The organism is Nocardioides sp. zg-1308 (genome assembly GCF_013155375.1).
In the GTDB taxonomy this organism is placed as follows: Bacteria; Actinomycetota; Actinomycetes; order Propionibacteriales; family Nocardioidaceae; genus Nocardioides; species Nocardioides renjunii.
The window spans coordinates 2463572-2476070 of sequence record NZ_JABJQY010000002.1; the positions used below are offsets into that span (position 1 = coordinate 2463572).

Genomic DNA, 12499 nt, shown 5'->3' on the forward strand with positions numbered 1-12499 from the left:
GAGCAGACGAGGAGCTCCGCGAAACTCGCTGGTGGCCCGCCGCGGATCGTGTGAACGTGCCGTCATGGCCGACGACGACGCACTGAACAGAGCGGCGGAGGTGAACGAGCAGCTCCGCGCCGTCGAGGTGACGGCTGAGACGGTCACTCGACCTGCCGGTCCGCACACGCGGACCGTGCACTCGTTCCTGCGGCACCTTCGGGAGAACGGTCTGGACTGCGTTCCCGAGCCCGTGTCGCTCGACGACGAGACCGAGACGCTTCGATTCATCGAGGGCGACAGCGGCGGTGACGGATGGAGGAACCAGCACGACGAGCATGGGCTGCGCTCGGCAGCGCGCTTGCTGCGGCGCATCCACGACGCCTCTGCTGACTGGGCTCCACCCCCTGACGCCGTCTTCGCTGCTCCGACGGCCGATGGCGGCGACGTCTTCGTCCATGGCGACCCCGGACCCTGGAACTTCGTCTGGCGCGACCGGGAGGCTGTCGCGCTCATCGACTGGGACTTCCTCCATCGAGCGCCCAGGCTCGACGACGTGGCGTACGCCCTCCGGTGGTTCACACCGGCACGAGACGACGAGTCGACGCTCGAGTGGCACCACTTCCCACACGTCCCCGACCGGCGCGCGCGCATCGAGGCCTTCCTGGACGCGTACGGCATCCCGGCCGACTTCGACGTCGCCGACGCCGTTGTCCGACGCATCCACGCCACCCTCGACCACCTCCGTTTCCTCGCCGAACGAGGGCAGGAACCGCAGAGGACGTGGGTCGCTGAGGGCAGCGTCGAGAGACAGGAGCTGGCCGAGATCGCGTGGATCGAGGAGAACAGGGCGTTGCTGTCCCGTTGACCGCCGGGGCGCGCTCAGCGACCAGCTCGCGACCCATCAGCCGAGGACCGCGCGGTGATGGCACACGTCTGAGCCAGGCCCAGCGCCCAGCACGTCGGACACCCGCGCAGCAGCACCGCGGCCGGCACGCTGAGCAGCAGCGCGAGCGGTCCGAGCCACGGGATCAGCACGAAGGCCGCCACCATCATGGGGAGCCCCAACGCGCCCCGGACGAGATGCCGAGGAACGCTCCGGCTGGCGAACATCGTGTCGGGCTGGCTCATGCCGTGGGTTCGCGGCTGACGCGGCGAACGGATGGGTCACCGACCGGACAGCACGGCTGCCCCTCGGCCCAACGGCTGGTTCGCCCACGACCCCAACGACCCCGAGCGCCGCGACGCTCCGGACCGACGGCCACCGCCTCCGTGGCGGACCCGGCATCCCCGGCCGCGCTCGACGGCGAGCCGCCGTGCTGTCAGGCTCGCGGGATGGACGACGGCGAGCGCGAGAAGGCACGGATCGCGGGGGTCTTCGACCGCGCCTCGGCGACCTACGACCAGCTGGGCATCGAGTTCTTCGGGACGGCGGCCGCCGAGCTCGTCCGTCGTACTGACCCGCAGCCGGGTGAGTCGGTGCTCGAGCTCGGCAGCGGTCGCGGGGCGTCGGTGCTGCCTGCCGCCGACGCGGTCGGGCCCCGCGGTCGCGTGGTCGCGACCGACCTGGCTCCCGGGATGCTGGCGGGGCTGCGCGCGTTGACCGCGGACGTGCCGTGGGTGCAGGTGGCCGAGGGCGATGCCGAGCACCCACCCGAGGGACCGTGGGACGTCGTGCAGGCAGGGCTCGTGCTCTTCTTCCTGCCCGACCTCCACGGCACGCTCGACCGCGTGCGTGACGTGCTCGCGCCTGCGGGACGCCTGGGCTTCACCTGGTTCGGCGAGAGCGACGACTCCTGGCAGGAGCTGACCCGGCAGCTGCGGGAGCTGGCGCCCGAACCGACCGGCCCCGACCCCGCTGACGAGGACCGCGGGCCGTTCTCCTCGGTGGCGACGATGCACGACGTCCTGTCCGACCACGGCTTCCGTGACCCCACGACCAGCACCATCCGGGTGCAGGTCGAGTTCTCGGACGCGGAGCAGTGGTGGGCGTGGATCTGGTCGGCCGGGCTCCGGGTGATGGTCGAGCGGCTCGAGGCCCACGGCGTCCTCGACCGGGCCCGGGCCGTGGCCGCCCCCGAGCTCGAGCGGCGAGCGATCGCAGGGACCTTGTCGTGGTGGACCGACATCCGGTGCACGCTGGCCCACCGCTGACCGCTCGGGCCCGTGCAGTGACGCACCACAGATCCGTCAGCGCCGGCGGAACCACCCTCGGCGCTGCGGTTCCTCCACCGGCAGCTCCTCCTCGACCGGACTCCCGAACGGCTCGAGCGAGCCGTCCCACCCGTTGACGTCCGACTGGGTGAGACCACCGTCGGCGTAGGTGTAGCGCCACTGCGAGCCGTCCTCGCCGGTGATGAGCACGGTGCCCTGGGTGACCCACCTCGCCAGCTCGGCGTAGAACGCCGTCGCCTGCTCGGACCACTTCGGGTCGCCCTGGTCGTCGGTGGCCAGGACCAGCCACTCACCGTCGCGCTCGACGGAGGTCGCGGCGTACGTCGCCAGGTCGGCGAGGGACGAGACCGGCCACTGGTCGTCCTCCGGGTCGAACCAGCCCTGCCGGGTCGCCATGGCCGCCGTCAACGCCTCGAACGCGGCGCCCTCGTCCGCGGTGGGGAGCAGCAGCCGGCCCGTCGTGTCCACGAGGTAACCCATGGCGGCGAGCGTGTCACAGCGCTCGCCGACTGCGCTCCGGAATCGCTGTGCCAGCGTCGCGCAGCGTCAGGACGAGCCCGTCGGTCAGGGCGCCAGCAGGGACCGCAGCGACGCAGCGACGCGGTCGACATCGACGACGCGGGACGTGTCCACCTCGAGGAGGGGACCCAGGCCGAGCGGCGCGACCTGCTCGCCCCACAGCTCCGCCTCGGTCCGGAGGCCGTCGAGGTGTCGCGGGTCCCTGACCCGACGGCCGTAGCGCTCACGGGCGACCTCCAGCGGCACCCGGCAACGCACCTCGATGATCGGACCCGGCAGTGACCGCGCCAGCGGCTCCACGTACGGGTACCAGGTGCTGTCGATGACGGCGGCACGACAGCCTCGCGCGGCGCCCAGCAGGGCGAGCACCGCCATCCGCCCCAGCCGTCGGGACGCCTCGACGTCGGAGGGAGGCCCGACGGCGTCCATGAGCGCCTCCTTGACCGCGTCCTTGGACAGGTGCGGGACGTCCAGCTCGGACGCGAGCGCGCCCGCCAGGGTCGTCTTGCCCGAGCCCGGCCATCCGCCGACGAGCACATAGCCGCGCATGGCACGAGCGTGCCACGCGCCAGTGGTGCGCGGTGCTCGACCTCTGCGTCGCCGTCATGCTGGTGACGCACGGAACCTGACCCGAAGGAGACACCCATGCGCGACACGCAGCTCCCCCCGTTCGCCGCCTGGAGGTTCGTCGGCGTGGTCGACGGGTTCGAGGTGCTCTATCCCGACGGTCGACACCTGCGCGGGCACACGTCCGCCGTTGAGGACGGGCGACCGTACGCCGTCCACTACGACATCACCGTGGACGATGAGTGGCGCACCCGTGAGGTGCGGGTCAGCACCGACGTCGTCGGCGGCCCGCGCTCGCGTGTCCTGGTGTCCGACGGGCGCGGACGCTGGTCGATCGACGGCGAGGCCGCGGCCCACCTGGACGGCCTAGTCGACGTCGACCTCGAGGCGTCGGCGTGCACCAACATGCTGCCCGTCCACCGCATGGAGATGCCGGTGGGGGAGGTGGTGGCCGCGTCGGCGGTCTACGTCCAAGCCCTCGACCTCGAGGTCCGCCGGCTGGACCAGACCTACCGCCGCCGCGACGAGCGCTCGTTCGACTACACGTCCGAGGGCGGGTTCGCGGCCCTGCTGACCTACGACCCGGCCGGGTTGGTCACCGACTACCCGGGCATCGCGACCCGCTTCGCGTGAGCGACGGACGCCACCGGGGTGACGACGGCCCCTCAGCCCATCCTGCGCAGCACGCCCACCGGGACGTGCTTGACCACGAACCCCAGGGGGGCCCAGGGCCAGGCCGGGACGCGCGCGGACCTCTTCTCCTTCTCGATGGCCTCGACCATGGCGCGCACGCCCTTCTCGGTCGAGGTCATCAGCGGCGTCCGCGCCGACGTGCCGGACATCTCCGAGACGATGTAGCCGGGGTAGAGCACGGTGACCTTGATCGGCGTCCCGTGCACGTCGGCGCGGAAGCCCTCCGCGAGATGGGCGACCGCGGCCTTGGTGGCGGCGTACGTCGTGATGTTCCTCGGCATCCCGCGCAGCGCCGAGAAGCTCGACACCATCACGAGGTGCCCCGCACCCTGCGCGCGGAAGATCGCGGCCGCCGCCTCGGTCTGCGCGAGCGCGCCGATGAAGTTCGTCTGGGCGGTCTCGCGGTTGGCGTCGAAGCGGCCGGTGCCCAGCGGCTGGCCCTTGCCGAGGCCCGCGTTGACGACGACCCTGTCCAGGCCGCCGAGCTCCTCGCGGAACTGCTCGAAGACCTCGAAGACCGCGTCGTGGTCGTTGACGTTGAGCGCCTTGACCGACACGGTCACGCCGGCGTGAGCGGTGGTGATCTCGTCGCGGAGCTCCTCGAGGCGGTCGGTGCGCCGTGCGCACAGCGCCAGGTCGTGGCCGAGGGCCGCGAACTGTCGGGCCATCTCGGCGCCGAGGCCGCTGCTGGCACCGGTGATGAGGATCGAGGGCACGGGAGGTCTCCTGAGGGGCGAGGGGTCAGCGGTAGGTGAGCAGGTCGGGGGAGAGGTGGTCGTGGGCGTTGAAGGCGACGAGGGTCGTGCCCCGCGAGCCGCGGACGACCGTCGAGGTGCCGGTGTTGACCGAGACGGGGTTGAGCCGCATCCACAGCCCCGTGCGGGCCGGGGCGTCGTCGGCGAGCAGCGACGCACACACCCAGGCGACCGGTCCGCCGCTGGTGAGCACCAGCGCGGTCCCGCCGCGGGGGAGGGACGCCGCCAGGTCGGCCAACGCCGCCTGCACGCGGGAGGCGAACGCGGCGAACGACTCGTCGTAGGCGTCGTCGTGCTCGCCGGAGGTCCACCGCAGCGTCGCCTCCTCGAACCAGCGCTGGAAGGCCGCCTTCTCCGACTCGCCCTCGGCGGTGCTCGGCTGGTCGTGGACGGCCAGCACCTGCAGGTGGTCGAACTCGTTCCACCCCGGGTCGACCTCGACGGCCCCCTGCAGGCCGGCGCCCTCGAGGACGCCGGCGGCGGTCTGGTGGTGCCGCCTCATCTCGCCGGCGACCACCACGTCGGGCACGATGCCGCGGGCCGCGAGGGCGGCGCCCAGCACGCGTGACTGCTCGTGCCCGGTGTCGGAGAGGTTGTCGTAGTCGGCCGCTCCGAACGACGCCTGCCCGTGCCGCACCAGCAGGATCCGGCTCACGCCGTCCCCTCGACGAGGCCGTCCAGCCGCCGGCCGATGATCTGCACCGCGGACCCGAACAGCGCGTACATCTCGTTCGTGGTCTGGCCGTGGAACCAGCGGTAGTAGATCTGCTGCGCGATCACGGCCATCCGGAACAGCCCGAAGACCTCGTAGAAGCGCCACTGCCCGGGCGTGACGGCGCGACCGGTGCGCTCGGCGTACGCCGTCACGATCTCGTCGCGGGTCAGCATCCCCGGCAGGTGGGTCGGCACGCGCCGCATCATCTGGAACTCGTCGGGGTCGTCCGCCTGCACCCAGTAGGCCATCGAGCCGGCGAGGTCCATGAGGGGGTCGCCCAGGGTGGCCATCTCCCAGTCGAGCACGCCGACGACGCGGGTGACGTCGTCCGCGTCGAGGACGAGGTTGTCGAGCTTGAAGTCGTTGTGGATGACGCAGGTCGCGACGTCGTCGGGCTGGTGCGCGTCGAGCCACGCCATCACGGACTCGAGGTCGGGAACGTCGTCGGTGCGGGCGTTGCGGTAGCGCGTCGACCAGCCCTCGACCTGGCGGCGGACGTAGCCGAGGCCCTTGCCGAGGTCGGCGAGGCCGGCGGCCTCGGGGTCGATGGCGTGGAGCTCGGCCAGCACGTCGACGGCGTCGAGGCACAGGGCGCGGGCCTGCTCGGGGGACAGCGGGACGTCGGCGGGCCACTCGCTGCGCGGGATGACCCCGGGGATGCGGTCCATGGCGTAGAAGTCCCCACCGACCACCTCGGGGTCGTCGCAGAAGGCGACCATGGGCGCGACGTAGCCGAAGACCGGCGCGAGGGCGGACTGGATCGTGAACTCGCGGCGCATGTCGTGCGCGCCCCTGGCCTTGGTGCCCTGGGGTGCGCGGCGCACGACGAGGTCGCGCCCGGACGGGTAGCGCAGCAGGTAGGTGAGGTTGGACGCCCCGCCGGTGAACTGCCGCACCTCCGGTTGGCCGTCCAGGCCATCGGGAGTGGCGGCATGGGCGCGGAGCCAGTCGGCGACCCGCGCCACGTCGAAGGCGTCCTCATCGCGCACGTCGCGGGCGCCCGGCACGGCGGTCATGACGCCCCTCCGGCGCCCGCCTGCAGCCGGGCCGCCTGGCGCCGCATCACCTCGTCGTAGGCCGGTCGGTCGGCCCACTTGAGGAAGTACGCCTGGCGCGCCGGCTCGTCCGGCACGATGACGTCGTCACCGGCGTCCATGCCCGCCAGCACCGCGGCCGCGATCTCCTCGGCGGTGATCGAGGAGCGCTCGACGAGCCCGGCGACGACCTGCCCGACGACCTCGTCGCTGCCCTGCATCGAGTCCATGAGGTTGGTGCGGAAGTAGGACGGGCACACCGCGCTCGCGCGGATGCCGAACGACGCGAGCTCGTGCCCGCACGTCTCGGTGAAGGCCACCACGGCGGCCTTCACCGAGTTGTAGGAGCCCATGCCCCCGGGGTGGACGAGCCCGGCCAGCGAGGCCACGTTGACCAAGTGCCCGGAGCCCTGCTCCTTCAGCATCGGCACGAACGCCTTCGTGCCGCGCACCAGCCCGAAGAGGTTGATGTCGAAGATCCACTGCCACTCCTCGAGCGTGGTGCGGTCGACCCGCCCGCCGCCCGCGACCCCGGCATTGTTGACGAGGACGTCGAGGCCGCCCCAGCGCCCGCGTACGACGTCGACCGCTGCGGCCCAGTCGTCGTCGGAGGTGATGTCGAGGACGAGGTCCATGCCGTCGGCCTCGACGCGGTCGGTGGCGAGCACCTCGTCGCCGCGGGCGCGGAGGGCCGCGACCAGCGCAGCGCCGAGGCCCGACGCGGCGCCCGTGACCAGGACCCTCCTGGCGTCCGCGGTGCTCACGAGGTGTGCTTCCCGAGCTCGATCTTGGCGATGACGTTGCGGTGCACCTCGTCGGGGCCGTCGGCCAGCCGCAGGGAGCGGGCCCCCACCCAGGCCGAGGCGAGCGGGAAGTCGTCGCTCATGCCGCCACCGCCGTGCAGCTGGATGGCCATGTCGATCACGTCGAGGGCCATGCTGGGCACCTCGACCTTGATCTCGCTGACGGCCGAGTAGGCCTCGCGGCTCATGCCCTGGTCGAGGAGCCAGGCGGCGTGCATGACCAGCAGCCGCGAGCGGTTGATGGCGATCCGGGCGTCGGCGATGCGCTCGCGGTTGCCGCCGAGGTTGGCGATCGGCTTGCCGAAGGCGGTGCGCGAGGTGGCGCGGGCGCACGCGAGCTCGAGGGCGCGCTCGGCGAGGCCGATCGCGCGCATGCAGTGGTGGACCCGGCCCGGCCCGAGCCGCCCCTGCGCGATCTCGAACGCGCGGCCCGGACCGAGGAGCACGTTCGACAGCGGCACGCGTACGTCGTCGAAGGTCACCTCGCCGTGGCCGAGCGGCTCGTCGTAGTAGCCCATCGTCGTCAGCATCCGCTCGACGGTGACGCCGGGGGCGTCGCGGGGGACCAGCACCATCGTGTGCCGCGAGTGCCGGTCGGCCTCGGGGTGCGACAGGCCCATGAAGACGAGGACCTTGCAGTCGGGGTTGCCGACGCCCGTGGACCACCACTTGCGCCCGTTGATGACGACCTCGTCGCCCTCGACCTGTGCCGTGGCGGCCATGTTGGTCGCGTCGGAGGAGGCGACCGCGGGCTCGGTCATGCAGAAGGCGCTGCGGATCTCCGCACGCAGGAGCGGCTCGAGCCACTGCCGGCGCTGCTCGTCGGTGCCGTACTTGAGCAGGACCTCCATGTTGCCGGTGTCCGGGGCGTTGGAGTTGAAGACCAGGGGAGCGAGGAAGGAGCGGCCCATCTCCTCCGCGACCGGCGCGTAGTCGACGTTGGAGAGGCCCTCGCCGCCGTCCGTGCCGAAGTCGGCGGCGTAGCGGCCCGCGTGGGCGGCGGGCAGGAACAGGTTCCACAGTCCCTGGGCGCGGGCCTTGGCCTGGAGCTCGGCGATGAGCGGGTCGGGGGTCCACCGGTCGCCGCCGGACTCGCGCAGCCGGGTGATCCGGCGGTGCGCCTCGTACTCGATCGGTTCGATCTCGTCCGTGACGAACGCGCGCACCCGCTCGCGGAGGTCGGCGGCGCGCGGGGAGAGGGAGAAGTCCATGCGTTGACCTTGGCACACTGTTGAGCAATGCTCAACAGTGTGTCCGACCCTGCCGCGCCCGCTCCCGCACGCCGTCGGCTGAGCGCGGACGAGCGCCGGCGCCAGCTGGTCGCCATCGGCCTCGCCAAGATCGTCGAGACGCCGATCCAGGACCTCTCGATGGACGACATCGCCGCTGAGGCCGGCATCTCGCGCGGGCTGCTCTTCCACTACTTCCCGACCAAGACGGACTACTATCTCGCTTGCATCGCGGCGGCGGGGCGGCGGATGCTGCGCACCACGGCGCCGGACGAGTCGCGCCCGGGCCCCGAGCAGGTCGAGACCACGACCCGGCTGATGGTCGAGCAGATCGAGCGGCGCCGCGACTTCTACCTCGCGTTGGTGCACGGCCACGGCGTGGGGGACCCGCGAGTCAGCGAGGTGATGGACTCGGTCCGCGACGGCAGCACCGCGCGGGTCATGGCGGCGCTGGAGGTCCCGGAGCGCCAGCGCGACGTCGTCCGCGCGTGGTGGGCCTACACGGAGGACCGGGCGCTCACCTGGTCGGCTGTGCCGACCGGCGAACGCCCGGTCTCGGTGTCGGAGCTGGTCGAGGAGTGCGTCGCCGCCCTCCACGCCCTGCTGTCGATCAGGGCCTGACCAGTCCTGGGTGCTGCTCGGGTGCTACTTGGTGACGCGTCCCGTCACGCTGAAGCGGGACCTGTCGTCGAGCGGACGCCCGCCGCAGGCGAGCACCGTCCGGCGGTTGCACTGGTAGCGCGTCGAGGCGTTGACGAGCGTGACCGTCACCGCGCCGACCCGCTTGCTGCTGAACGCGACCGTCTTCCGGCCGTCGCCGCCGCGGTTGAGCTTGACGAGCTTGACCTGCCGCTTGCCGTTGACGAGGTGGACCACGACGACCGCGGCGGGGGAGGTGCGCTTGTCGGGACCGGTGACGGACACGGCGAGCTTCCACTTCTTGGCGCCGAGGCCCTTGCCGGGCGTGAAGGCGTACGACATGGAGGCGAGGTGGTTGATCTTGGCGCCGTAGCGCTTGGTGCGCTTGTTCTTGCTGAGCGCCTTGGCGGCCTTGACGCCGGGGAAGGGGTACTCCGCGCCCTCGGGGTAGTTGGCCGCGGGCGTGAGGTTGCCGGCCGCGAACGTGGCGTAGTTCTTGGTCAGCCCACCCTTGCCCTTGAGCACCTTCTCCAGCGCCGGGATGCTGTTCTTGCCGCCGTCGCCCTTGAGCGAGCCGGCCTGCTTCCACGCCTTGTTGACGATGCCGAGCCCGTAGCGGGTGCTGAGGTACTCCCAGAAGATCCAGTTGCCGTACTGGAAGGTCGAGGTGCGGCTGAAGACGTCGAGCGGCACGTAGGGCGCGTAGAGCTGGCTGGAGGGGAGGTACTGGCGGTTGTCGTTGACCAGCGTGGCGATGCGCTCCTCCATCCACGTGGCGGTGGATTCCATCATCCAGAGGTCCTCGCCGTAGTCGTAGGCGAACTGGACGGCGTGGAAGAATTCGTGCCCGGCGGTGACCGTCAGGTTGTCGGTGGGAGTGCCGGTGGGGAACTGCGCCGCGACGTAGTCGTTGTCGAGGACGCAGTAGCCCGAGGCCGTGCGCTTCTTCACCTGGCGCTCGGGAGCACAGAAGCCGTAGAGCCCCGTCCCGAGGTCCTTGAGGTAGACGTCGAAGAGCGGGTTGCCGCCGGCGGCGCCGTCGGTCAGCGGGGCGCGGTAGCCGAGCTGGTCGACGATCGTGGTCCACACCGAGTCGAGCACCGCCAGGTTCTGCGCGGGCCACTCGGGCGTGGGCGGCGCGTCGGTGCCGCTGGGGACGTAGTGGAGGCACAGGCGCGTGTTGCAGACGGGCGGTGCCTCGGCAACGGTGTAGCCGAAGCCCTGCGGGTCGCCCGGGCCGTCGGTCGGACGCGCCAGGAGCGCCTCCGCGCGGCGCAGGTCGGCGCCGCGCAGCTGCGACTTCTTCATGAAGAGGTCGCGCAGGGCGAGGGTCGCCGACGGGTCGGCCGGCCGGGCCTTGCCGTCGAGCACCCGTCGGGCGGCGGCGAGCGCGTCGGTCGCGGTCGGCGACCAGGCGTCGGGGAGCGCGACCTGGGGAGCGGCGAGCCGCTCGGACGGGCGGCTCAGCGAGCCGATGGGGCCGGTGGGCGTGTCGTTGTCGGCGGCGACGGCGGGGGCGGAGAGTGCCGCGCCGCCCATCAGTGCGATGGCCACTGCCGTGGTGAGCAATCTGCGCATGTTTCCCCTCGTGGTTGTCATGTCGGGCATGACCATAACGCCCCCGTGCGACGTCGCGGGGGTCCGCGCAGCCGTCAGAGGTCGGCGATGTGCTCGATGATCGCGGTGGTGGAGATGGCAGGGGTGCGCTCGAGGTAGACGACCTCGCACACGTCGGCGTACTCGTCGAACTTCCCGGCCCAGTCGTCGCCCATCACGAGGACGTCCGCACCGTGCTCGACGATGTAGTCGCGCTTCTGCTCCAGGCTCTCCTCGACGAAGACGCCGTCGACGACCTTGAGCGCCCCGACGATCGCCAGTCGCTCGCGCTGGCTGAAGATCGGCGCGCGGCCCTTCTTGCGCTCGTTGAGCGCATCGGCGGAGACGCCGACGACGAGCCGGTCGCCCAGCGCCGCCGCGCGCTCGAGCACGCGCAGGTGCCCGACGTGGAACACGTCGAACGTGCCGAAGGTGATGACGGTGCGAGGCATGCGCGGCATTCTGGCACGGTCAGGGAGGATGGCGAGCATGCCCGACCAGGCCACCGCCCACCCTCCTCGCATCTCGCTGATCACCCCCGACCCGGGCGCCGACGAGGCGCGCCGCCGCGGCCTGCGCCGGATGCGCACGGTCGCCGTCGGCCTGCTGGTGCTCGCCGCGTGCGTGTACGTCGCCACGCTCGGGCGCGACGGCGCGTGGGGGTTCGTCAACGCCGGGGCCGAGGCGTCGATGGTCGGCGCCATCGCCGACTGGTTCGCCGTGACCGCGCTCTTCAAGCACCCGCTCGGCCTGCCGATCCCGCACACCGCGCTGATCCCCAAGCGAAAGGACGAGCTCGGCAAGGGGCTCGAGGAGTTCGTGGGGGAGAACTTCCTCCAGGAGGACATCATCCGCGAGCGGGTCCTGGCCGCCACCATCTCGGCCCGGGTCGCCGACTGGCTGGCCGACCCGCTCAACGCCCGCCGGGTGGTCGACGAGGCCTCCGACGTGGCGGCGATCGCGCTGGGCAAGGTCCGCGACGACCACGTCGCCGACCTCGTCACACAGGCGCTGGTGCCGCGCTTCCACGAGGAGCCGATCTCACCGCTGCTCGGTTCGGCGCTCATGGAGGTGCTGCGCGACGACCTGCACCACGGGGTCGTCGACCTGGCCCTCGACGAGATGCACCGGTGGCTGCTCGACAACCCGGAGACCTTCACCCGGGTGCTGGAGGAGCGCGCGCCGTGGTGGGCGCCGCCCAAGCTGAACGACGCCGTGACCTCCCGCCTGCACGTCCAGGCCGTGGCGTGGCTGGAGGACATCCGCGACGACCCGCACCACCGCGCCCGCGAGGCGCTCGACTCGATGCTCGGCCAGCTCGCCCACGACCTCCTCAACGACCAGGAGACCCGCAACCGCGCCGAGGCGTTCAAGAACCGGCTGCTGGACCACCCGCAGGTCGTCACGACCGCCATCTCGCTGTGGAAGGCCATGCGCTCGGCGCTGCTCGCCTCGGTGAGGGACAAGGAGGGTGCCGTCCGACAGCGCCTGCTGGCCGAGCTCACCCTGTTCTCGCAGCGGCTCCGCGAGGACGCCGTCCTGCGCGAGCGCCTCGACCGGGCGGCCGCGGACCTCGCGGTGTTCACCGTCGAGCGCTACGGCGCGGAGGTCACCACGGTGATCACGTCCACCATCGAGCGGTGGGACGGCAAGGAGGCCGCCCGCCGCATCGAGCTGCACGTGGGCCGCGACCTCCAGTTCATCCGGATCAACGGCACGATCGTGGGCGGCTTGGTGGGCGTGCTGATCCACGCCGTCAGCCTGGCCGTGCACTGACGGTGCACTGACGCGGCGG

Annotated in this window: 15 protein-coding genes; 5 read left to right on the forward strand and 10 right to left on the reverse strand. The window is 71.9% G+C overall.

The genetic code is table 11. The annotated features are described in order from the left end of the window. Positions 1-64 precede the first annotated feature (64 nt). Positions 65-847, forward strand: coding sequence for an aminoglycoside phosphotransferase family protein (locus tag HN031_RS13635; RefSeq protein ID WP_172270690.1), 783 nt, complete (start codon positions 65-67; stop codon positions 845-847). A 14-nt stretch (positions 848-861) separates the two neighbouring features. Here the strand turns inward: HN031_RS13635 and HN031_RS13640 are convergent, their stop codons facing one another. Then, entirely contained in the window at positions 862-1110 is a 249-nt protein-coding gene (locus tag HN031_RS13640) for a hypothetical protein (protein WP_216652135.1), read from the reverse strand. Between the two features lie 204 nt (positions 1111-1314). Here HN031_RS13640 and HN031_RS13645 point away from each other — a divergent pair, with 204 nt between their 5' ends. Beyond that, on the forward strand, positions 1315-2133 hold the full coding sequence (locus HN031_RS13645) for a class I SAM-dependent methyltransferase (RefSeq protein ID WP_172270692.1): 819 nt from the start codon (positions 1315-1317) through the stop codon (positions 2131-2133). A gap of 36 nt (positions 2134-2169) precedes the next feature. On the opposite strand, the gene HN031_RS13650 is transcribed toward HN031_RS13645, so the two are convergent. After that, positions 2170-2634 (reverse strand): hypothetical protein, encoded by a 465-nt coding sequence (locus HN031_RS13650; protein WP_172270694.1) that lies wholly within the window; start codon positions 2632-2634, stop codon positions 2170-2172. An 84-nt stretch (positions 2635-2718) separates the two neighbouring features. After that, entirely contained in the window at positions 2719-3222 is a 504-nt protein-coding gene (locus tag HN031_RS13655; protein ID WP_172270696.1) for an AAA family ATPase, read from the reverse strand. A gap of 96 nt (positions 3223-3318) precedes the next feature. Here HN031_RS13655 and HN031_RS13660 point away from each other — a divergent pair, with 96 nt between their 5' ends. Continuing rightward, positions 3319-3873: a putative glycolipid-binding domain-containing protein gene (locus HN031_RS13660; protein ID WP_172270698.1), complete on the forward strand. Its 555-nt coding sequence runs from the start codon at positions 3319-3321 to the stop codon at positions 3871-3873. A 32-nt stretch (positions 3874-3905) separates the two neighbouring features. Here the strand turns inward: HN031_RS13660 and HN031_RS13665 are convergent, their stop codons facing one another. Genes HN031_RS13665 through HN031_RS13685 form a run of 5 tightly spaced genes read right to left on the reverse strand, consistent with a single transcriptional unit; the run spans position 3906 to position 8451 of the window. After that, positions 3906-4649 carry an SDR family oxidoreductase gene (locus tag HN031_RS13665; protein WP_172270700.1) on the reverse strand — a complete coding sequence of 248 codons (744 nt, stop codon included), beginning with the start codon at positions 4647-4649 and terminating at the stop codon, positions 3906-3908. Between the two features lie 25 nt (positions 4650-4674). Further along, positions 4675-5343 carry a histidine phosphatase family protein gene (locus HN031_RS13670; RefSeq protein WP_172270702.1) on the reverse strand — a complete coding sequence of 223 codons (669 nt, stop codon included), beginning with the start codon at positions 5341-5343 and terminating at the stop codon, positions 4675-4677. Further along, the gene (locus HN031_RS13675) at positions 5340-6419 is read right to left on the reverse strand and encodes a phosphotransferase family protein (protein WP_172270704.1); all 1080 of its coding nucleotides are present in this window, start codon (positions 6417-6419) and stop codon (positions 5340-5342) included. The genes HN031_RS13670 and HN031_RS13675 overlap by 4 nt, the downstream gene beginning before the upstream one ends. After that, entirely contained in the window at positions 6416-7201 is a 786-nt protein-coding gene (locus tag HN031_RS13680) for an SDR family NAD(P)-dependent oxidoreductase (protein WP_172270706.1), read from the reverse strand. The genes HN031_RS13675 and HN031_RS13680 overlap by 4 nt, the downstream gene beginning before the upstream one ends. Further along, positions 7198-8451: an acyl-CoA dehydrogenase family protein gene (locus tag HN031_RS13685; protein ID WP_172270708.1), complete on the reverse strand. Its 1254-nt coding sequence runs from the start codon at positions 8449-8451 to the stop codon at positions 7198-7200. The genes HN031_RS13680 and HN031_RS13685 overlap by 4 nt, the downstream gene beginning before the upstream one ends. A gap of 39 nt (positions 8452-8490) precedes the next feature. Here HN031_RS13685 and HN031_RS13690 point away from each other — a divergent pair, with 39 nt between their 5' ends. Then, complete coding sequence (locus HN031_RS13690) at positions 8491-9090, forward strand: TetR/AcrR family transcriptional regulator (RefSeq protein WP_322424611.1); 600 nt, start codon at positions 8491-8493, stop codon at positions 9088-9090. A gap of 24 nt (positions 9091-9114) precedes the next feature. On the opposite strand, the gene HN031_RS13695 is transcribed toward HN031_RS13690, so the two are convergent. Together HN031_RS13695 and HN031_RS13700 are read right to left on the reverse strand one after the other, a co-directional pair. Further along, the gene (locus tag HN031_RS13695; protein WP_172270712.1) at positions 9115-10686 is read right to left on the reverse strand and encodes an MXAN_6640 family putative metalloprotease; all 1572 of its coding nucleotides are present in this window, start codon (positions 10684-10686) and stop codon (positions 9115-9117) included. 74 nt (positions 10687-10760) lie between these two features. Continuing rightward, positions 10761-11156, reverse strand: a complete 396-nt coding sequence (locus HN031_RS13700; protein ID WP_172270714.1) for an adenylyltransferase/cytidyltransferase family protein — start codon at positions 11154-11156, stop codon at positions 10761-10763. 37 nt (positions 11157-11193) lie between these two features. Between HN031_RS13700 and HN031_RS13705 the strand changes: the two genes are divergently transcribed. Then, positions 11194-12480 carry a DUF445 domain-containing protein gene (locus HN031_RS13705; protein WP_172270716.1) on the forward strand — a complete coding sequence of 429 codons (1287 nt, stop codon included), beginning with the start codon at positions 11194-11196 and terminating at the stop codon, positions 12478-12480. Positions 12481-12499: the final 19 nt, after the last annotated feature.

Coding starts and splice junctions, on each gene's coding strand:
- HN031_RS13635 (WP_172270690.1), top strand. CDS start 65: ATGGCCGACGACGACGCACTGAACAGAGCGGCGGAGGTGAACGAGCAG.
- HN031_RS13640 (WP_216652135.1), bottom strand. CDS start 1,110: ATGAGCCAGCCCGACACGATGTTCGCCAGCCGGAGCGTTCCTCGGCAT.
- HN031_RS13645 (WP_172270692.1), top strand. CDS start 1,315: ATGGACGACGGCGAGCGCGAGAAGGCACGGATCGCGGGGGTCTTCGAC.
- HN031_RS13650 (WP_172270694.1), bottom strand. CDS start 2,634: ATGGGTTACCTCGTGGACACGACGGGCCGGCTGCTGCTCCCCACCGCG.
- HN031_RS13655 (WP_172270696.1), bottom strand. CDS start 3,222: ATGCGCGGCTATGTGCTCGTCGGCGGATGGCCGGGCTCGGGCAAGACG.
- HN031_RS13660 (WP_172270698.1), top strand. CDS start 3,319: ATGCGCGACACGCAGCTCCCCCCGTTCGCCGCCTGGAGGTTCGTCGGC.
- HN031_RS13675 (WP_172270704.1), bottom strand. CDS start 6,419: ATGACCGCCGTGCCGGGCGCCCGCGACGTGCGCGATGAGGACGCCTTC.
- HN031_RS13685 (WP_172270708.1), bottom strand. CDS start 8,451: ATGGACTTCTCCCTCTCCCCGCGCGCCGCCGACCTCCGCGAGCGGGTG.
- HN031_RS13695 (WP_172270712.1), bottom strand. CDS start 10,686: ATGCGCAGATTGCTCACCACGGCAGTGGCCATCGCACTGATGGGCGGC.
- HN031_RS13700 (WP_172270714.1), bottom strand. CDS start 11,156: ATGCCTCGCACCGTCATCACCTTCGGCACGTTCGACGTGTTCCACGTC.
- HN031_RS13705 (WP_172270716.1), top strand. CDS start 11,194: ATGCCCGACCAGGCCACCGCCCACCCTCCTCGCATCTCGCTGATCACC.